Source organism: Natranaerovirga pectinivora (genome assembly GCF_004342165.1).
Classification (GTDB): domain Bacteria; phylum Bacillota; class Clostridia; order Lachnospirales; family DSM-24629; genus Natranaerovirga; species Natranaerovirga pectinivora.
In genome coordinates this window covers 50,417-71,634 of record NZ_SMAL01000012.1, presented here as the reverse complement: position 1 = coordinate 71,634, position 21,218 = coordinate 50,417, and the positions used below count along the sequence as shown (strand labels likewise).

The window sequence follows — 21,218 nt, the reverse complement described above, 5'->3', positions numbered from 1 at the left end:
ACCCCATAAATACATTTAAGTATATGTAAATATTAGCATGCCTAAATTGTGAATTTTAGTAGTTCTTGTCACTGTCAAGGAATTATTTATCGCATTTTTCTCTGTTTTTTTTACTCAGAAATCAAGTATCCATCAAAAAATATTAAAAAATACTTTATTAAATATAAATACTTTGTTGGATTTTAATTCAATTTAACAAATTATTATGTATACAAAATATTTATTGTTTAAACTTTTATTAAAGGGTCAACACTAATACTATCAAATTTAGGTGGTGAATTTTAATTGAATTTTTTAAAGCAATCTAGTAAAAAGACCTTTTCTTTTGATGTTAATGAAATAAATAATTCAAGTGAATTTGGAAGTGTGTTATATTATTTAATCCTTAAGAATGCTGGTTACTTACAACCTATTGTATTCTTATGCATTGGAACAGATAGAGCAACGGGGGATTCTTTAGGCCCTCTTACAGGTTATAAATTAGAGAAATCTGGGCTGCATAATGTTCACATCTATGGTACATTAGATCAGCCTGTACATGCTAAAAACATAGAAGAGACTATAGATAAAGTTTACGCCCTATATAAAAACCCTTTTATAGTAGCCATAGATGCTTGTTTAGGTAAAATGGATCATATCGGCTATGTCAATCTTGGAGAAGGCTCTATTAAACCAGGTGCTGGTGTAAACAAGAAGTTACCATCTGTTGGAGATTTATATATTACTGGCATCGTTAATTTTAGCGGTTTTATGGATATGTTAATCTTACAAAACACAAGATTAAATATTGTAATGAAAATGGCAGACTTTATATGTGAAGGTATTTCTACTGCCTATTTAAAGTTAAATTCTAATACCATCCATAGTGAAAATTTTTCAACTTTTGTAAAGCAAGTTTAATTTCCAAATCCTTGCAAGCAAATTTTCAAATTACATTTTCATTTTAACTCACCCTATGCCTCTTACTTTGTAAGAGACACAAGCTTTGTTGAAAATATAATTTCCAAATCCTTGCAAGCAAGTTTGCAAATTACATTATCATAATAAAACAAGGGGATACTCTTTCCCCTTGTTTTTTATCTTTACTACGTATCTAATTGTAAATCTCCAAATTTTATAATCTGTTTCTTTCTCATCCATTCAGAAATACCTAATGTTAATAATGCTGGTAAAATAAAATGCAGCAATAAAATTTTAAACAATAACATACCTGGTGTCTCATTACCAATCATAGTTCTCCAAGTCATTAATTGTCCAACCAGTCCAGATGTACCCATCCCTGCTCCTGCTGCATTGTTTTCCATAAAGAATACAGTAGTGGCTAAAGGCCCTAAGATTGCACTTGTAATAATTGGCGGTAACCATATAACTGGTTTTCTCATTATATTAGGCACTTGAAGCATTGAAGTCCCTAAGCCTTGTGCTAATAGACCACCTACTTTATTTTCTCTGTAACTGGAAACGGCAAATCCAACCATTTGAGCTGCACAACCGACTGTAGCAGCACCTGCAACCAAGCCATCTAGTGAAAGGATTATTGCTAATGCCGCAGAACTAATTGGCAGTGTAAGAATCATCCCCATAACGACTGCTACTACTATTCCCATAATAAAAGGTATCTGCCCCATACTCCAATTAATGACCTCACCAACTCTGAGCATAAAAGAGGATATTGGCGGTCCAACAAGTAATCCAATTAACCCGCCTGAAACAATTGTTACTATTGGTGTAAGAATAATATCTAGTTTGGTTTTTCCTGCTATTAATTTTCCTATTTCATATCCCACCATAGCTGCTATAAAAGCACCAAGAGGATCTCCAGGTCCAGCTATTACGATTAAAGACCCATCAAACATTGCCCCACTGTTAATTCTACCTGCATAAGCACCAATTAAACCAGTTACTGCAGATGAATACAATAATAATGGTGGTGCTTTGAATTTATGAGCAACACCTATACCAATCCCTGCACCTGTTGTAATAGTAGCCATGGTACCTAATTGACGTAATGTAGACCCAAAGTTTCCTCCAATGACATCACCTAATTGTTGAATGATCAAGCCAACAATGAGTGTACAGAATAGTCCTAATGCCATACCACTAAAACCATCTATAAAAATATGTTTAAATATTTGTTTGATTTTTTCTTTCATCTTATTCCTCCCGTGTGTATATACACTTGAATTGTCAAGGAGATAATATCATATTTTTACGTTTTAATCAAGTAACCTTTTTTTAGTAATTCATCTTCTATTTCTAAAAGTATGTCCTCATTATCCGCTTCAACGGTATGATAATGCTCGCCTCCTGTTAAATGCATTAATGGCACCGTTTGATAACTAGACAATAAATTGACAAAATCCTTTACATCTTTTCTAGACTTAAGAATTAGATTCACTGTAATTTCACCATATATAGGATGTTCTACAATAACATCTTGGACGGTTCCACCCAAATCAACAATTGTATACAATTCATCTGTTATACTTTCACTATTATGTTTAACAGGAAAAATTTTACGTGGTTTTTTTTGCATTTCTTCGTATAATAAATATCCCCTAGAAGTAGATATTATATTACTATTTTTTGCTCTAATCAAAGCAATATCTTGTACAATGACTTGCCTAGTTACACCTAATTGAGTAGCTAAATCAGCACCTGAAATAGGTTCACGGCTTTCTTTAAGCAACTCCATTATCTTATTGCGACGCGCTTTTCCTTCCATATAAATTCTCCTTCCTATTATATATCTATATAAATCTTCTTATTAATTATTATTGAATCCCTCGTAACCCCACTATTGTAACCTAATATAGTAATGCCATTTTCCTTTGCTTTCTTTACTGCCTCACTAAAAGCTTTATCTCTTTCAATATTTGGCTTAAATCTATTTATTTCATCCATCTGTATTAGAAAAAATATATAATTTATATATCCCTCTTTATTTCCTTCAATTAATTCATTGATATGCTTTGTCCCTCTTGTTGTAGGTGCATCAGGAAACATAGCAATACCATCTTCTTCAAGTGTTACACCTTTTACCTCTATAAACCCCTTTTCTTTACCTTTTTCATAGTATATATCAAATCTGGAGTTATTATAGGTCACTTCTCTTTTTAAGAAAGTAACATCTTTTAAACACTCTATATGATTAGATACAATCCCATCATAAACTACCTTATTGGGCACCTGAGAATCAATATTAATTAACATATCCTTCTTATATACACTGATTAGAGAATACTTTGTTTTTCTATTAGGATTCGTTGATGGTTCTAAAAAAACCTTTACACCAGGTTTTAATATCTCTAAACAACGTCCTGTATTTTTAACATGCACTATCTCTTCCTTATTATCTATCAACACATGGGCAATAAAGCGATTAGGTCTTTTAATAAAAACACCTTCCACTACTCTAATATATTCCATGAAATCACTCCTTCCTTCAAGAATGCTTTTATTTATTGTATAAATAATATTCTTTATGATATAATACTACAAAAAGTGAAGGAGTTAAAGAATGTTTCGTTTATGGGGAAAAATTTATAAAAACAATAAAATAATAAAAGATACAGTATTTCAAGTTGATAATCCTTCACTATCAAGAACACAGAAAGTAAATCAAGGATTAGAAGAAATATGCTATACCTTCGACATAGGAAGACCATTATGGCTCTTAAACAACGAAAAAGAAATGCCAAAATACAATAGAACAAATTTCATCCAAGACCATTTTATAGAGACCATTCCTTTCGATTACTTAGAAATCGAGATCATAGAAGATGATAAAGAAAAAAATAATTAAATGTGCAAGTATAAAATTTATATTAGATACTCACTAAAGTTTTTTTCACAACCATAACTGACCCCAGTTCAAGAAAGGGATATATTATTACTTTGGCGTCGACCGGCTGAAAGGTAAGGCAGCCAAAGTAATGATATATCCCTTTCTTGAACGTCAACACTCCAGCTTACAAAATCAAAAAAAGCCACAAACCAAAAGGCTTGCAGCTTAAATCTATTCTAATTCATACAAACTCCCAAATCGATACCCCAACTCTAACATCGCCTTCAAAACACTATCCAAAGCCTCTGTATTAGACTCAGAAACAGCATGTACCAAAGGAATCGCCCCTGGATGATGGTTGTGCCTAAAATGATTATAAACAAACTCTACACCTGGTTGATCATCAACTACCCAATCCCTATAAGCAATGCTCCAAAAAATTGATTTATACCCTTCTCTTTGGGTTAAATACAAAACTCTTTCACTATACTCACCCATTGGCGGTCTAAAAAAAGGATCCATCTTATGTCCCGTAACCTCTTCAAAATACCTCTCCGTCTCTTGTATCTCCCATATAACCTCTTCATCACTTAATGTAGGCATACTTTTATGCTTCACTGAATGATTGGCAACCAAATGGCCTTCGTCTACCATCCGAATCACTAACTCAGGATTATTCACTATATAAGGCTTGGTTACAAAAAAAGCAGCATGAACATCATTCTCTTTTAAAACATCTAAAATCTTAGGGGTAAAACCATACTCATACCCTTCATCAAAAGTAAGATACATCACTTTCTCATCTGTCTCTACAACATAATAAGCATCGTACTGAGCAATATTCATATCACGTTGAGCTGTAGGTCTCTTATTCTCCGTATTTCTACTAAACCACCAACTCTTTTTCTCATTAGATAAAACCCTACCATCAATAGTAACCTTATTATTACTCACCACAGGTGGCACTGGTGGCGTTGGCTTTACAGGTTGCTCTACCTCCACAACAACTTCTTTCTCATTATCCTCACTTTGAGAATCCTCAGATTCAAGAGGCTCTTCAACTACTACGATCTCTTCCTCGATGGGACCATCCACGACATAATCCATATCTTCATCTTTTTCATCACCAACAGCATCTTCTCCATCAACAATCTTTATAACTTCCTTCTCCTTAGACTCATTCATACTACTAGAAACTTGATATACCAAAACAATAACAGCAGCCAAAATCAAAAGCGCCTTCAGTGTCTTCATAAAATCTCCCCCTTAGCTTAAGTCGTTAAAAGTAATTTTTAGCTACTTCCATTATACTACGTAATCCGACACCAATCCACCATCTTTTAGAAAAGAAAAACACAATAGTATTAAATAAAACTAGATGTAATCGAAGAAACTAAAGGCCCCAAAAACCTCTTAAAATCAAACTAGCAGGTATTATATTTAAGATTTAACAGCGAAGCCAAGGATGGCGAAGCTAGGCCCTATTATCCAAGGAGGGATAAGGGCCTATGAATCTTAAATATAATACCTGCTAGTTATACGGGAGCTATTTATACCCGAGTTACTTATACCCAAGCACGTTTTTAACATTATTTATTCCATTCCAAACTTCCTAAATCTCTCATATCTACTACTAATAATCTCATCCTTACTTAAAGAACGACTCTTTTCCAAAAACCCATCAATCCCATTAGAAAGGGCCTCAAAAACCACCTGAGGATTCTCTTGAACACCACCAATAGGTTCACTAATCACTCTATCTATTATTTTTAACACCTTCAACTCCTCTGCTGTAATCTTCATCACATCGGCAGCCTCTTTTGCTCTAGAACTATCCTTCCAGAGAATAGATGCAAAACCTTCAGGGGATAAAATAGAATAAATAGAATTCTCAAGCATCCACACCTCATCTGTAACAGCTAATGCCAGTGCACCTCCACTGCCACCTTCACCGATTACAATTGAAAGCATTGGTACTTTAATTTGAGACATTTCAAATAAATTCTTCGCTATTGCTTCCCCTTGACCTCTTTCCTCAGCACCAAGACCACAGAAAGCACCTGGGGTGTCTACCAAACAAATAATTGGACGATTAAATTTTTCAGCTTGCTTCATCAAACGAAGGGCTTTACGATACCCTTCTGGATTGGGCATACCAAAATTTCTTTTAATATTGTCTTTTGTGTTTCTACCTTTTTGTTGACCAATTACAGTAACTGGCGTCCCATTAAACATTGCGATGCCTCCCACGATAGAAGGATCATCTTTAAACAATCTATCTCCGTGGAACTCAATAAAATGATCAAATATATTTTCTATATAATCTAAAGAAGTAAGCCTATTAGACATTCTTGCGAGTTGAACTCTTTCCCATGGCGTTAAGCCCTTCCATCTTTCTTCTTTGATAATACTTAATTTCTTTTCTAATGTTTGAATTTCATCATCTACAGATATGGCTTCTTGCTTTGATAATTTATTTAATTCATTTATTTTTTCTTCTAATTCTTTTATAATGACTTGACGTTCTAACATTTTGAGTCCTCCTTATGCATAAGAAGAATCTGATGTAAAGTTGATCTTATTTCTTTTCTCTCAACAATTTTATCAACAAATCCATGTTCTAAAAGAAACTCTGCTTTTTGAAATCCTTCAGGTAATTTTTGTCCAATGGTTTGTTGTATTACCCTAGGCCCTGCGAATCCAATTAGAGCTTCAGGTTCAGCTAAAATAATATCACCAAGCATTGCAAAACTTGCTGTTACACCGCCTGTGGTTGGATTGGTTAAAAAAGAAACATATAACAACCCTTCATCATTATGTCTCGCTAATGCTGCAGATGTCTTTGCCATTTGCATAAGAGAAATAATACCCTCTTGCATTCTTGCACCACCTGAAGCTGTAAAAATAATGATAGGCAACTTCATAGCTGTTGCATTCTCAATTGCTCTAGTAATTTTTTCTCCAACGATTGCACCCATACTTCCCATCATAAATCTTGAATCCATTACCGCTATTACTGTTTTAATACCATTAATGTCTCCAACCCCAGTAACAACAGCTTCGTTGATACCTGTGTTATTTTGAAGGTTTGTAATTTTACTTTCATAATTAGGGAAATTTAATACGTTTTTTGTTATTAAATCTTTATCCCATTCATTAAAACTACCTTCGTCCATAATAATGGATATTCTTGTATAAGCATCAACATTAAAATGATAATTACACTTTTTACAAACTTGTATTTCTTTTTGAACATCTTCTTTGTATAAAGCCGAGCCACAAGTTTTGCATTTTATCCACAAACCATCTGGTATATTGGGTTCATTGTCCACAGCTTCAGTGCTTTCTTTGTGGGTTTTTACCTCTTGTTTATGATATTCAGAAAGGGTAATATATTTAGTTTTCTTAAACATTTCCTTTAACATCTAATCACGCCTTCATTCTTATAGATCAATCCATATTATAAACTCAATTAATAGCTTCCAGAAAAGGATGGTTTTTTTAATTTTCCTCTTCACTCATTAGTTCTTGAACAAAATGTGTATCCACATTACCTGCTTGGAACTTAGGATGGTTAATAATTTTATATTGAAAATCAATGTTGGTTTTTACACCTTGAACAATAAATTCTCCTAAAGAACTTCTTAATTTTTTTATAGCTTCTTCTCTATCTCTTCCATATACGATTAATTTTGCAATCATAGAATCATATGTAGGAGGTATTTTATAACCACAGAATAATGCACTATCAATTCTAATGCCATTCCCCCCTGGAAGATGTAAATTTTCTATAGTACCAGGCGAAGGTCTAAAATTATGGTCTGGATCTTCTGCATTTATTCTACACTCAATGGCATGGCCTGTTATCTTAACATCTTTTTGAGTTATTTCTAATGGGTTGCCAAAAGCAATATTGATTTGCTCTTTTATCAAATCAATACCTGTTACCATTTCAGAAACAGGGTGTTCCACTTGAATTCTTGTATTCATTTCTATAAAATAAAAATCTTTATTTTTATCTAATAAAAATTCAATTGTCCCAGCATTGGTATATTTTACAGCATGGGCTGCTAAAATGGCAGCATCACCCATTCTTGTTCTTAAATCTTCATCTATAACGACTGAAGGAGATTCTTCTATTAATTTTTGATGTCTTCTTTGTATGGAACAATCTCTTTCTCCTAGATGTATTACATTACCAAATTCGTCTGCTAGAATTTGAAACTCTATATGTCTTGGATTAACAAGGTATTTTTCTATATACATATGATCATCGCTAAAAGAGTTCATTGCTTCTTTTTGAGCCATTTTAAAACTATTTATAAATTCTTCTTCACTATTAACAATACGCATACCCTTACCGCCACCACCAGCAGATGCTTTAATAATGACAGGATATCCAATTTCCTTTGCAATGTCTATACCATCTTCAGCCGCTGTTATAGGCTCTTTAGAGCCTGGTATAATAGGCACACCAACTTCCATCATTGTTTTTCTTGCTTCTGCTTTGTTCCCCATTTTATCAATGATTTCTGATGAAGGTCCTATAAAAGTTATTTGACATTGTTTACACATCTTAGCAAATTTACTATTCTCAGATAAAAATCCGAATCCTGGATGAATGGCTTCTGCCCCTGTAAGTAAAGTTGCGTTAATAATGTTTTCCATATTCAAATAACTGTTTTTAGCAGGTGCTGGCCCTATACATACAGCTTCATCTGCTAATTGTGTATGAAGAGCTTCTTTATCCATTTCAGAATATACAGCTACTGTTTGTATACCCATTTCTCTACAAGCTCTAATTATTCTAACAGCAATTTCTCCACGGTTAGCAATTAATATTTTTTTAAACATATATTGAAACCTCCATTTGTTAACTCTGCCCTTATAGATCTATTTTACAAAGAAAGTTAACTCCGCTTCTGTTACAATCTTATCATTTACATATGCAATGGCTGTACCTGAACCCACAGGTCCTTTTCTTTTACTGATAATTGTTTCTAAACGTAATGTATCTCCTGGTACAACTTTATCTCTAAATTTTGCTTTCTGGATACCACCAAAATAAGCAATTTTACCTTTTAATTCATCTAAACTAAGTAATGCTACAGCACCTACTTGTGCTAAAGCTTCTATAATTAACACCCCAGGCATTACTGGCTCTTGAGGAAAATGTCCTGCAAAAAAGTACTCATTAAAAGTCACTTGTTTTATACCTACAGCTTTTTCTCCTGGTGTTAATTCTTCTATCTTATCTACTAATAAAAAAGGGTATCTATGTGGTATAATCTCTTGAATTTCTTTTATATTTAACATTTTAGTTCTCCTAACTATTTGATTTTGAATAGTGGTTGCCCAAATTCTACCATTCCTTCATTTTTAACTAGGATTTCAACAACTTCTCCATCAAATTCACTTTCTATTTCATTCATAAGCTTCATGGCTTCTATTATGCAAAGGACTTGCCCTTTTTTAACTTTGCTTCCCACTTCTACATAATCTTTAGCTTCTGGACTTGGTGAGCTATAGAACGTTCCTACAATTGGAGATTTAATAATATTATAGTTTTCTTCAACTTGAGCCACTAGTTTGTTTTCTGTTACCACTGGCGCTTGTGCAGCTACTGATTGAGCTGCTATTGGCTCAGTACTCATCATAGTAGGCTGTTGTTGTGTAACAACAATATTTTTACCTACTGACTCTTTATCTAATTTTAATTTAAACTCTTTATGCTCATATTTTAATGTATGAATATCAGACTCTGAAAAAGCTTTCATTAGCTCTAATACCTGATTAAATTCCATTATTTATCACTCCAAATATTTATTATACTTTTTGTTATCCCTTATATTTTGCAAAAAGTAATGATCCATTATGTCCACCGAATCCTAATGAATTAGATATGGCATAATTCACTGTACATTTTCTGCCTTCATTAGGAATATAATCTAGATCGCAATCTTCATCTTTTGTTTCATACCCTGCCGTTGGGTGAACAAAATCTTCTAGTATACTTTTAACACAGGCAATACCTTCAACACCACCAGCAGCACCAAGTAAATGTCCTACCATAGATTTCGTTGAACTTATTGGAATATTGTATGCGCTCTCTTTAAATACTTCTTTTATCGACTTTGTTTCAAACAAATCATTATAATAAGTACTTGTGCCATGGGCATTGATATAACTTACTTCTTCTGGTTTTATACCCGCTTCATTAATGGCAATTAGCATTGCTCTAGCAGCACCTTCTCCAGTTTCTGAAGGTGATGTAATGTGGTATGCATCACAAGTTGCACCGTATCCAACGATTTCTGCTAATATATTTGCCCCTCTATTTAGAGCGTGGTCTAACGACTCAAGAACTAGAATACCAGCACCTTCACCCATAACAAATCCATCTCTGTTTTTGTCAAAAGGTCTTGAAGCTTTTAATGGATCAGTTGATGTACTTAATGCTGTTAATGCATTAAAACCTGCAATACCTAATGGTGTTATACTGCCTTCTGTGCCACCTGCAACCATTGCATCTGCTTCACCATATTGAATAGCTCTATACGCTTCTCCAATAGAGTGTGTCGCCGTTGCACAAGCCGTTACAACATTACTACATTTTCCTTTTAATCCAAAATTAATAGCAATATTTCCTGCTGCCATATTTGTAATAATAAGTGGTATTAACATAGGCGATACTCTATTAGGACCTTTTTCCTTAAGCTTATATGCCTCATTTTCAATTGTGCCTAAACCACCTATACCAGATCCTACCATTACACCGAATCTAAAAGGATCTATTTTTTCAAAATCGATGTTTGCACTTTTAATAGCTTCTTGTGCTGCCGCTACTGCATACTGAGAAAACAAATCCATTCTTCTTGCTTCTTTTCTATCCATATAATCTGCTGCATTAAAATCTTTAACTTCTGCAGCTAACTTTGCTTTAAACTCTGTTGTATCAAATTTTGTAATAGCATCAATACCAACTTTTCCTGCTTTTAAGCCTTCCCAAAAGCTTTCCACATCATTACCAATTGGTGTAATTGCACCCATTCCTGTAATAACAACTCTTTGTTTCATACTATCGTCCTCCTAAGAACACAAAAACTCTGAATTACTTTATTATATCTATCTATAGACCGTCTCAATTAAACTTATATATTCACTTATCGCAGACACCACGTCAACGTTTACTCAAGGGCTATATAATCTGTTTGGCGTCGACCGGCTGAAAGGAAAGGCAGCCAAACAGATTATATAGCCCTTGAGTAAACACCCCAGTAGCTAACATCTCTAAACCATTCCACCATCAACTTGAATAACCTGACCTGTAATATAATTGGCATCATCTGACGCTAAAAAAGAAACCAACTTAGCAATTTCTTCTGCTTCTCCAAAACGATTAAGAGGTATTTTTTCTAATGTTGCTTCTTTAATTTTTTCATTTAATACATCTGTCATTTCTGTTTTTATAAAGCCTGGTGCAACTGCATTTACTGTAATGCCTCTTGATGCCAATTCTTTTGCAGCTGATTTTGTTAAGCCAATTACCCCTGCTTTAGAAGCTGCATAATTTGCCTGACCCATATTGCCAACAATACCAATAACTGATGTTAAATTAATGATTTTACCTGAACGTTGTTTTAACATATAACGACTTGCGTGTTTTAAACAGTTAAAAGCACCCTTTAAATTAACATTTATAACATCATCAAAATCTGAATCTGACATTTTAAGCAAAAGATTATCTTTTGTAATACCTGCGTTATTTACTAAAATATCAATTTGGCCATATTCTTTTACTATATTCTCTATAAATTCTTTTACGCTATTAAAATCACTTACGTTACAAGGATAAGCAACTGCTTTGCCACCATTCTCAGTAATGGTGTTCACAACAGCTTCCGCTGCATCCTTTGATCCGTTATAATTAACAATAACTGTAGCACCTTTTGAGCCTAATTCTAAAGAAATGGCTTTTCCAATGCCTCTACTTCCACCTGTTACTATTGCCACTTTATTAGTTAACATATTACTCCTCCTAACTTTTCTGGCAAATCTTTTAAGTCACTGCTCTTATCAATATTAATAACTGTTTTATGACGATCTATTTTTCTAATAAAACCACTTAATGTTTTTCCTGGTCCTATTTCAATGAAGGTATCCACACCATTTTCAATCATTTTTATAATGGATTGCTCCCATTTTACAGATGAATATACTTGTTGAATTAATAAAGGCTTCACATCATCTATGGTATTTACATACTCTGCAGTTGTATTGGCTATGTAAGGCACAACCATATTATTGAATTGTACATTCTCTAATACTTCTTTTAATTGATCCCCTGCAGGCTGTAGTAAAGACGAATGGAATGGGCCACTGACATTTAATAATAATGCTCTTTTTGCTCCAGCTTCTTTAAGTAATTCCACTGCCTTATTTACAGGTTCATTTTCACCTGAAATGACAATTTGACCTGGACAATTATAATTAGCAAGTTCTACAATACCATTAATGCCTTTACACACTTCTTCAACTGTTTCATTAGGCAATCCTAATATTGCTGCCATTGTACCAACACCTACTGGAACAGCCTCTTGCATTAATTTCCCTCTTGCTCTTACTACTTTAACGGCGTCTCTAAAGTCAATGGTTTTGTTTGCAACCAAAGCACTATATTCTCCTAGGCTTAGTCCAGCAACCACATCTGGCTTTATGCCTACTGTTTCTAATGCTTTTAAAGTCGCTATTGTAGCAGTTAATATGGCAGGTTGTGTAAACTCTGTTATATTTAACTGCTCATTTTCTTCAAAACATAGTTTTTTCATATCTAATTGTAATGCTTCACTTGCTATATCAAAGATTTCTCTTGACTCTGTAAATTCTTCATAAAAAGAATTTCCCATGCCAACATATTGAGACCCTTGACCTGGAAAAACAAAAGCAATTTTACTCATATTTATCACCTTTTTGTTTGATTATCAAAGTATTTGTCGAAAAAAAACTAAATAAATTGTTTGAATAACATATCTCTTTCTGAAACAATTTCTTCAATGATTTCTTTACACGACTGTTCTTTTTTTACTAAACCTGCAATTTGTCCTGCCATAACTGACCCTGTATCTATATCGCCTTCAATTACAGCTTTTCTTAGAGCACCTAATGTTAGTATTTCTAACTCTTCAAATGGTAGCCCTTCGTTTTCTAATTGTTTGTACTGTCTTGTCATTTTATTTCTTAAGGCACGAACAGGGTGACCATGGGTTCTACCTGTTACTTCTGTATCTATATCTTTTGCTTGAATTACTTTTTGCTTATAGTTGCTATGTACAATTGATTCATTAGCTACTATAAATCGAGTACCAATTTGAACACCTTCAGCGCCAAGCATAAATGCTGCTGCCATTCCTCTTCCATCAGCGATTCCTCCTGCTGCTATAACAGGAATGCTAACTGCATCTACAACTTGTGGTACCAATACCATAGTTGTTTGTTCTCCAATATGACCACCTGCTTCAGAACCCTCAACAACCAAAGCATCTGCTCCTGAACGTTCCATTCTTTTTGCTAATGCAACGGATGGTACTACTGGAATTACCTTTATGCCATGTTCTTTCCACATTTCAATGTATTTACCAGGATTACCAGCTCCTGTTGTTACAACAGGAACTTTTTCCTCACAAACAAGTTGTGCAATCTCTGGTGAATGTGGGCTTATCAACATGATATTAACGCCAAATGGCTTATCTGTTAATTCTTTAACTCTTCTAATCTCATTACGAACAATTTCAACTGGTGCATTGGCTGCTGCAATTATACCAAGTCCTCCTGCATTAGATACGCCTGCTGCAAGATTGTGCTCAGCAACCCAAGCCATACCACCTTGAACGATTGGATATTGAATATTAAGTATTTCACTTATTCTAGACCTAAGCATGTCGTTAAGCCCCTTTCTTAAAGTTCTATCTTGAATTGTATTATTGTTTTGCTTTGATATACTCTACACAGTTATTAACTGTTTTAATACCTTCTAAATCTTCATTTGGAATTTCTACACCAAATTCTTCTTCAAAAGACATTACTAATTCAAATAAATCTAATGAATCTGCACCTAAATCTTCTTGAAAAGAAGCCTCTAATGTTACTTCGCTCTCATCTACACCTAATTCTTTTACAATAATTTCTTTTACTTTTTCAAATATCATTTTTATTTCCTCCTAAATTTTAGTTTTATATTTTGATAAGGGCTGAACCCCAAGTTAAACCGCCACCAAAGCCTGAGATTACAATTAAGTCACCCTCTTTAAGCTTCTTTTGTCTGTTGATCTCATCTAATGCTATTGGTACGCTAGCTGCTGAGGTATTCCCATAATACTCTAAGTTCATAAAGAATTTTTCTATACCCACATCTAATCTTTTTGCAACAGCTTGAATAATTCTTTTATTGGCTTGATGCAAAACAAAGTGGGATACATCATTTATTGAGTAATTGGTATTTTCGAATAAACTTAGTATATTATTTGGTATTGTAGAACATACAAATTTAAATACATCTTGCCCATCCATACTAATATACTCTGATTCGTTGTTTTTATTTACAAAAGGATTATTTAGTGATTTTGTTTTACACTTTAATGCATCAGACATAGTACCGTCTGATCCCATTTCCATTTTTACAAACCCTTCTGTATCTGATTTTTGAAGCACTGCTGCTCCAGCACCATCTCCAAATAAAACGCAAGTACCTCTGTCTTGCCAATCAACCAATTTGGACATGATTTCTGTACCAACTATTAAGGCAGTTTTATAGGTTCCTGTTTTTATAAATTGTGTTGCAACATTATAAGCATAAACAAAGCCGGAACAAGCTGCATTTAAATCAAAACATACTGCTTTCTCTGCTTTTAATAATTTTTGTATATCACAAGCAGCATTAGGAAGGTAATTATCTGGTGTCATGGTTGCTACAATAATAAGCTCGATCTCTGATGGGGTAATCCCTGCCATTTCAATAGCCTTTAAACTTGCTTGTGCCCCCATCTCCGTTGCAGTAATGCCATTAGATATTCTTCTTTCTTGTATGCCTGTTCTTGACTGAATCCATTCGTCACTTGTTTCTACCCATTGTGATAACTGGTGATTCGTTACAATATTATCAGGCACACAACTGCCTGTGCCTACTATTTTTACATGATTCATTACATCACCTTTATTATTTGTTTGCCAAATAGTTTGATAATCAAAGTATATAGTGTAATTATATTTTTGTCAAGAAATATTATGCATGTTATTTGCCATGTTTTTCATTTATTTATCCTATTATATCATTCACTTATATATAATTTTTATTCATATATCGTCTTATTCTAATTCATCTATCTCTAACATATTCTATCGTATAATCTAGCCTTTTAATAAGTACAAGTGTCGATTATTTGCCTAATTACTTTATATTTAATTTAATAAATTTAAAGAACTACTGGTCCTAATAAATACAATTCAACATTAAGTACGGGTAAAGAGATGCCTTGTCACTTGCATCTCCTTACCCGTTTATCTCTCTATTAATTCTTTTTTAGATCCTTTTATATTCCCTGCTGTAAACATTGCCACAGCCATTAATATTAATATAGGTACCGCCGGAAATAGTCTTAGATGGTTTACAATATCCATAAGCCAGTAGATTGGCATAAATTTGGCCAAATTATTAATAATCCAAGATGCTTGACTTGTGTCGTTTCCACTTCCCATTAAGCTTATAAAAAACATTCCAATACTTATAATAATAGATATCATGGTTATTATTTCTGCTTTTTTTACGAATCTTAATAACAAAAATCCTAAACTTATTGAAATACATACAGCTAAAATAATGCTTAATATCATATAAAAAGGTGCTTCAACTTGAAACTTTCCAAATGTCTTAGCTGCCATAAATACTAAGAAAAATATACTTACTTCAATAAAAAATAGTGCAATATATATGCTTCCTGTAATTTTTTTCCACGGGTTAGAAGTAGTTGCTGCTCTTAATAGTATATTATCACTTTTTAATTTACCCATCTGGCCACAAACTTCTGCAGATGCATATATAATATAAAAGATTATCAAAATCATTGTTACCCTTAATTTGGGATTAACATAATTATTCTCCACTATTGGTACAGCTGTTACCTCGAGGCCTGATATATCATTAGCACTAGTTATCAACCCTTCATTAATTAATATTTCTTCGTATAGTTTTGTATGAATCCATTCTTGTATAAGAGCTTCTGTAACAATTGGTCCCCTTCCCTCTTGATCTTTCACCTGTTCTATTGTAGGTAGGATCCCATTTTGCAAGCTTTGTGTAAAATTTTCTGGAATAATATAAACAGTACTAACATCTTTATTCTCCAGTAATGAAATAGCTCCTTCATAATCATTAATAAAAATGTTTCTGGAAACGCCAATTTCATTAATCAATACTTCCCCGTAATACCCATTATCTTCAATATTAAAAGCCGCTTCTGTAGCATCTATTGCTTTTTCATTTGTTTGTGTAAATAGTGTTATTAAAATAATACCTACTGGTAATAAAAACATCATTAACCAATTTTCTGATGATTTTATCATTCTTTTATAATTAATCCATGCTAATCTTATTATGCTCATTATTCATTCCTCCATCTTATATTTGCTTTTACTAGTCCAATAAGATAACAGATTAAGGCTATCCCTAATAAAATAACTAGATAATGCATAACCCTTTCAATAGTCCCATGCAATATATACCCACTAATGGTTCTTGTAATTAGAATATCCGGAGTGAATGATGAAAGTCTAGAAAATACGGAGCCCTCTCCTAGTAAATCTTTAGGAAAATATCCAAAAAGCATTTGTACCAATATAATGGTATTTAATAATATGAGTGAACTGTTTTTGTTCATAAAAGCCCATAACAACCCAACTAGTCCAGATGCTACTAAAGTCATTACCACTTGAATAATAAGCAAATCTAAAAATCTACCTTGAAAAGAAAGTCCTAACACTCTTAAAATCAATACATATACCATATTAAATATAAATATACCAATAGCACCACTAATTAAAGAATAATTATAGTACTGGGTTCTTGTCATTGGCGTTGCATTAATTCTTTTATACAAGCCAAGGTCCTTCTCCATAAAATTACTTGCAAGGAAAATTATTACCAAAAACATAAAAGAAAAGCTATAACTAGCAATAGAATAGTTTTCAAAACTTGTAAAAATTTTTTTGCTTTCTACCAAATTAGTTGTAAATAGTTCTTGTTCATTTATTTGTTGTAATTGTAATTGGATCTCCATTAATTTATCATTCTTAGTTTCTACAGAAATATTCTGTTCTTCCAGCCTCTTATTTATAATAATTCCCTTATGAATTTCTCCATTGTATATATCAATTACATTCATTAATATATCCGCATTATTACTAGAAGCGTTCTCCCCTAGCTTTACTTCTATATTTAATGGTTTGTGGTTTACCATAGCAACTTCATACCCACTTGGTATAATGATTTCATAATTATACCTATCTTCATCTATATGAATAAAAGTGTCACTCTCTCCATTTGTTAATATTTCAATTAGTTCGTTAGATAATATAGATTCATCTTCATCGATAAAAACAACTTTTATATTAGGTATTTCAGGCATTGTTGATGTACTGTCCATGAAAAACCCTAGTGCAATTGCTAATCCAAGAGGTAAAACACTTAAACTTAAAAACAGCAATGGAAAATTTTTAAATATGTCTCGCAAAGTTAATTTTATATATGCTAATGCTCTCATTCCCCCACCTACTCTCTAAGACTTTTTCCTGTTAATGATAAAAATACTTCTTCTAATGAAGGTTCTTGAAAATTAATCCCCTTTATTTTAATCTGCTTTTGCTCTAAAATCTTTAAAAGAACTTCTAATTGAAACTCTTTATCCTCTATCATTAGAACAATACTGTCTTCTTCTATTTGACAAGCTTTAACACCTTTTAACTCTCTTAGTGATTTTTCTGTTTCCCTTGTAGCACCAAAGGTTTTTAGTTGAATCCTACTATTGCCTCCAGCTAAAGATTTCACCATTTGCTTTTCTCCACTAGCAACTTCTTTTCCTAAGTCCATTATAAACAATTCATTACACAATAGCTCTACTTCTTCCATATAATGAGATGTGTATAAAATAGTTGTTCCTTTTTCTTTGTTGATATTTTTAACAAATTCAAATATATGATTTCGAGATTGTGGATCAATCCCTACTGTAGGCTCATCCATAATAAGAATCTCTGGGTAATGTAATAAGGCAACTGCAAGATTGAGTCGTCTTTTCATACCTCCTGAAAACTTTTTAACTTTTTCTTTTCTTTTTTCCTCTAATCCAGTAAGTTCTAATACCTCTGTAATTCTTTTTTTTAGTAATGGTCCTTTTAAATGATATAAAGCACCAAAGAACTCTAAATTTTCATATGCGGATACTGTTTCCATTAAGGCAATTTCTTGTGGTACCAAGCCAATTCTTCTTTTAGCTTCTAATGGGTTTTCTTTTATAGAAAAACCATCAATGATGATATCTCCACCTTGGCTTTCTAAAACCCCTGTCATAATATTAATTAATGTAGATTTGCCTGCTCCATTAGGTCCAATCAAACCATAAATATCTCCTTTATGAATATTGAATGAAACATTGTCTAAAACAATTTTATTTCCAAATCTTTTTGTAATATTTTTAACCTCTATTATTGCCATGCCAACCGCCCCTTTTTTAAGTTGTTTTTATTATTATACTACTAAATAATTCCAAATTCCCATTGCTAGAAGTAATGATACACCATGACTTAAGTCACTTTTTTATCCAATTTTTTGTAGAACAAAGTGACTTCGTCACTCTCAAAAACATTTATTAATCGCTTATTCGAAGTCATATTGTTCCTGCGCATCAAGCTTTTTCTAACTGTGTTAGAAAAATGCAGCGCATTTAATCAATTTTTTTACTTTATAGGAAATAGAAATTTCCTATAAAGTAAAAAAACAAGACCTTAAATATAGCCTTGTTTTCCCTCATTAAACCATATGACTTTTAAAAGCAAAAATAGCAATTTGTGTCCTATCTCTTAACTCTAACTTTTCTAATATGGTACTAACATTATTTTTAATGGTACCTTCCGATAAAAATAACTTTTCACCAATTTCTTTATTTGTAAGCCCTTCTGCAATTGCTTTAATGATTAATACTTCTTTTTCTGTTAAATTACATTCCAAGTCAACTGCTTCTTGCTTTACAAAGCCATTGTTTTCAATTATTTTACTTGCTACATCAGGATGAACAACCACATTTCCTTTATGCGCGGCAACGATACTATCCACAATAAGATCATAGGCACTATCTTTTAGCATATAGCCAGATGCACCATATTTTAAGCCTTCATAAATATACTCTGTATCATTAAATGTTGTAAGAATTAATACCTTAATTTGCGGCATTGTTTCCTTTATTTTTTTTGTTGCATCTACACCATTTAATATGGGCATTCTAATATCCATTAATACCACATCTACTTCTGTCTCAACACAAAAACTATAGGCATCTTCTCCATTTTCACATAAACCAACTATATTAATCTGTTCATAGGTATCTAATATAATTTTTAGTCCATCTCTTATCAATTTTTCATCATCTACTAGCAATACCTTTATTTTGTTCATATGTATTACCCCCAGCCCTATCAATATCAATTTTCATATAAAAGCCCTTACCTGTCTGGGAACTGTATTCCACATCCCCCCCAATCTCCATAAGTCTTTCTTGAATGCCCTTTAACCCCATTCCAGCCTTTACTGTATCCGTTCCTATACCATTATCTTTTAATACCATAATCAACTTATCTTCTCTAAAGTTCATAAATACATCAATAACCTTTGCCTTGCCATGTCTAATAGAATTAGATAGGAACTCTTGAACGATTCTATACACTACACCAAACTGATCAGAAGAAAGCTTCCAAGTATTTTTGGATACCTTTAGTCTAACATCTACACCTGAAAGTTTTTTAAAATTCTTTATTAATTCTTCCACACCTAATATGCCTTCGTATTGATCATAATCCTTAGGTTTAAGTTCTCTTACAGCTACCCTAACTTCTTCTAAACTCTTCTTAGCAAACTCCCTTAAATTCTCCGACATATTTTTAATACTTGTTTGGCTTTCGTTGGCCAGTTTTTCAATGGCACCTAATTGAATAATAATAGTTGATAAGCTATGACCTACACTATCGTGAATATCTCTTGAAATTCTATTTCGCTCTTTTAGAAGTGTTAATTCTTCTATTGAACTGGCGTACTCTTCTAAATCCAAATAAGCTTTTTTAAGCTTATCTTCGGAAATTCGCAATTGATCATAAACCGTTTGAGCTTTTACTTTTTCTTGATACTCTCCCTTTATAAATTCACTTAATAAAAGAATAAGTACTAAAACACCACCTATAAGAAAAGTTTCGTGATTTAAGGGCCTAGAAGATCTGAGTCCCTGTAAAACAATGCTTACACTTCCTAAGAAGTACACACTATAATTTAAGGGTTTACAAAGCAAATACGCTGTATCTATAACTGTAGGTAAATAATAATATATTATGATACCACCATACTCTTTATAGCAATAATACAATATAAGTAACTCAATAAAAAAAGAGCCTAATATGAATACCCTTTTTGATAAGTAATTAAATCTTACTTGTCCATTTATTATAAAAACTAAAATAAATATAACAGCGCCGTAACCTATAGTATTCTGTTCATTCAGCGTTATACTTAAAATCATAAAGAATATAGCAATATATCTTATTATAAGAAACAATTTTCTATGATCCAATACATCCCCTCCCTTTTTATTTCTTTTAGGGTACATAACCTTTATAACAATGTCAAGAGAGCTATTTCCGTTTAATCTCCGAAAATAGCCCTCTTATTAATTAATTTTATTTCTTATTATTTTAAGAAGTCTTGGCGGTGTGGCGTGAAAACATCTATTAATCGCCCCTTTTTAAGACAAACTGCTCCATGAGGAATATTTGGCTCTTTAAAAGTACAATCTCCTGCTTTTACTACTTTTTTTTCATCTCCAACTGTAAATTCAAATTCACCTTCTAATATATAGGAGATTTGTTCATGTGGATGAGAGTGGATTGGGCCTACAGAATTCTCTTCAAAGGTCATCTCTACTGCCATAAGATTCTCGTGATATGCAGCAATTCTTCTTTTTATACCGCTTCCTAAATCTTCCCATTCTGTTTCATCGCTCATAAAAAAATGTTTTATTTCCATATTAAAATGCTCCTATCTTCACTTTAGAATTTTTAATATTATATTTTTTGATCTACCTGTGAATAATTTTGATTTTTCTAGAATTTATTTATACCTATGTAC

The 21,218-nt window shown here is 32.7% G+C and carries 21 protein-coding genes and 1 pseudogene; 2 read left to right on the top strand and 20 right to left on the bottom strand.

Features of this window, described 5'->3' with window-relative positions; translation table 11 throughout:
- Positions 1-285: 285 nt before the first annotated feature.
- A complete protein-coding gene (yyaC, locus tag EDC18_RS13105) occupies positions 286-900 on the top strand; it encodes a spore protease YyaC (protein ID WP_132253866.1) in 615 nt (204 codons plus the stop codon).
- A 185-nt stretch (positions 901-1,085) separates the two neighbouring features.
- Here yyaC and EDC18_RS13100 read toward each other — a convergent pair whose 3' ends face one another.
- The 3 genes from EDC18_RS13100 to sfsA are packed head-to-tail and all read right to left on the bottom strand — an operon-like array spanning position 1,086 to position 3,429.
- A complete protein-coding gene (locus EDC18_RS13100) occupies positions 1,086-2,153 on the bottom strand; it encodes a PTS sugar transporter subunit IIC (protein ID WP_132253865.1) in 1,068 nt (355 codons plus the stop codon).
- 56 nt (positions 2,154-2,209) lie between these two features.
- Positions 2,210-2,725, bottom strand: a complete 516-nt coding sequence (locus tag EDC18_RS13095; RefSeq protein WP_132253863.1) for a transcription repressor NadR — start codon at positions 2,723-2,725, stop codon at positions 2,210-2,212.
- Between the two features lie 17 nt (positions 2,726-2,742).
- Positions 2,743-3,429 (bottom strand): DNA/RNA nuclease SfsA, encoded by a 687-nt coding sequence (sfsA, locus tag EDC18_RS13090; protein WP_132253861.1) that lies wholly within the window; start codon positions 3,427-3,429, stop codon positions 2,743-2,745.
- A 91-nt stretch (positions 3,430-3,520) separates the two neighbouring features.
- Between sfsA and EDC18_RS13085 the strand changes: the two genes are divergently transcribed.
- Entirely contained in the window at positions 3,521-3,805 is a 285-nt protein-coding gene (locus EDC18_RS13085; RefSeq protein ID WP_132253859.1) for a hypothetical protein, read from the top strand.
- A gap of 213 nt (positions 3,806-4,018) precedes the next feature.
- Here the strand turns inward: EDC18_RS13085 and EDC18_RS13080 are convergent, their stop codons facing one another.
- The 17 genes and pseudogenes from EDC18_RS13080 to EDC18_RS12995 form a co-directional block, all read right to left on the bottom strand.
- On the bottom strand, positions 4,019-5,041 hold the full coding sequence (locus tag EDC18_RS13080) for a delta-lactam-biosynthetic de-N-acetylase (RefSeq protein WP_132253857.1): 1,023 nt from the start codon (positions 5,039-5,041) through the stop codon (positions 4,019-4,021).
- A gap of 339 nt (positions 5,042-5,380) precedes the next feature.
- Positions 5,381-7,212: pseudogene (locus EDC18_RS15005) on the bottom strand (acetyl-CoA carboxylase carboxyltransferase subunit alpha).
- Positions 7,213-7,288: 76 nt separating this feature from the next.
- Positions 7,289-8,641 carry an acetyl-CoA carboxylase biotin carboxylase subunit gene (locus EDC18_RS13065; RefSeq protein WP_132253852.1) on the bottom strand — a complete coding sequence of 451 codons (1,353 nt, stop codon included), beginning with the start codon at positions 8,639-8,641 and terminating at the stop codon, positions 7,289-7,291.
- Positions 8,642-8,680: 39 nt separating this feature from the next.
- A complete protein-coding gene (fabZ, locus tag EDC18_RS13060; protein ID WP_132253850.1) occupies positions 8,681-9,103 on the bottom strand; it encodes a 3-hydroxyacyl-ACP dehydratase FabZ in 423 nt (140 codons plus the stop codon).
- Positions 9,104-9,117: 14 nt separating this feature from the next.
- Positions 9,118-9,591 (bottom strand): acetyl-CoA carboxylase biotin carboxyl carrier protein, encoded by a 474-nt coding sequence (gene accB, locus EDC18_RS13055; RefSeq protein WP_132253848.1) that lies wholly within the window; start codon positions 9,589-9,591, stop codon positions 9,118-9,120.
- Between the two features lie 34 nt (positions 9,592-9,625).
- Positions 9,626-10,864: a beta-ketoacyl-ACP synthase II gene (gene fabF, locus EDC18_RS13050; RefSeq protein ID WP_132253846.1), complete on the bottom strand. Its 1,239-nt coding sequence runs from the start codon at positions 10,862-10,864 to the stop codon at positions 9,626-9,628.
- A 213-nt stretch (positions 10,865-11,077) separates the two neighbouring features.
- Complete coding sequence (gene fabG / locus EDC18_RS13045) at positions 11,078-11,815, bottom strand: 3-oxoacyl-[acyl-carrier-protein] reductase (protein WP_132253844.1); 738 nt, start codon at positions 11,813-11,815, stop codon at positions 11,078-11,080.
- Positions 11,809-12,744: an ACP S-malonyltransferase gene (gene fabD / locus EDC18_RS13040; RefSeq protein WP_132253842.1), complete on the bottom strand. Its 936-nt coding sequence runs from the start codon at positions 12,742-12,744 to the stop codon at positions 11,809-11,811. Before fabD ends, fabG begins: the two co-directional genes overlap by 7 nt.
- Before the next feature lie 47 nt (positions 12,745-12,791).
- Positions 12,792-13,724: an enoyl-[acyl-carrier-protein] reductase FabK gene (fabK, locus tag EDC18_RS13035; protein WP_132253840.1), complete on the bottom strand. Its 933-nt coding sequence runs from the start codon at positions 13,722-13,724 to the stop codon at positions 12,792-12,794.
- A 40-nt stretch (positions 13,725-13,764) separates the two neighbouring features.
- Positions 13,765-13,989: an acyl carrier protein gene (locus EDC18_RS13030; RefSeq protein ID WP_442929369.1), complete on the bottom strand. Its 225-nt coding sequence runs from the start codon at positions 13,987-13,989 to the stop codon at positions 13,765-13,767.
- Positions 13,990-14,017: 28 nt separating this feature from the next.
- Complete coding sequence (locus EDC18_RS13025; RefSeq protein ID WP_132253836.1) at positions 14,018-14,986, bottom strand: beta-ketoacyl-ACP synthase III; 969 nt, start codon at positions 14,984-14,986, stop codon at positions 14,018-14,020.
- A 354-nt stretch (positions 14,987-15,340) separates the two neighbouring features.
- The gene (locus EDC18_RS13020) at positions 15,341-16,441 is read right to left on the bottom strand and encodes an ABC transporter permease (RefSeq protein WP_132253834.1); all 1,101 of its coding nucleotides are present in this window, start codon (positions 16,439-16,441) and stop codon (positions 15,341-15,343) included.
- Positions 16,441-17,598, bottom strand: coding sequence for an ABC transporter permease (locus tag EDC18_RS13015; RefSeq protein WP_132253832.1), 1,158 nt, complete (start codon positions 17,596-17,598; stop codon positions 16,441-16,443). Before EDC18_RS13015 ends, EDC18_RS13020 begins: the two co-directional genes overlap by 1 nt.
- Before the next feature lie 8 nt (positions 17,599-17,606).
- A complete protein-coding gene (locus tag EDC18_RS13010) occupies positions 17,607-18,545 on the bottom strand; it encodes an ABC transporter ATP-binding protein (protein ID WP_132253830.1) in 939 nt (312 codons plus the stop codon).
- Positions 18,546-18,860: 315 nt separating this feature from the next.
- On the bottom strand, positions 18,861-19,502 hold the full coding sequence (locus EDC18_RS13005; protein WP_132253828.1) for a response regulator transcription factor: 642 nt from the start codon (positions 19,500-19,502) through the stop codon (positions 18,861-18,863).
- A complete protein-coding gene (locus tag EDC18_RS13000) occupies positions 19,471-20,664 on the bottom strand; it encodes a sensor histidine kinase (RefSeq protein ID WP_132253827.1) in 1,194 nt (397 codons plus the stop codon). The genes EDC18_RS13005 and EDC18_RS13000 overlap by 32 nt, the downstream gene beginning before the upstream one ends.
- A gap of 116 nt (positions 20,665-20,780) precedes the next feature.
- The gene (locus tag EDC18_RS12995; RefSeq protein ID WP_207669217.1) at positions 20,781-21,116 is read right to left on the bottom strand and encodes a cupin domain-containing protein; all 336 of its coding nucleotides are present in this window, start codon (positions 21,114-21,116) and stop codon (positions 20,781-20,783) included.
- Positions 21,117-21,218 lie beyond the last annotated feature (102 nt).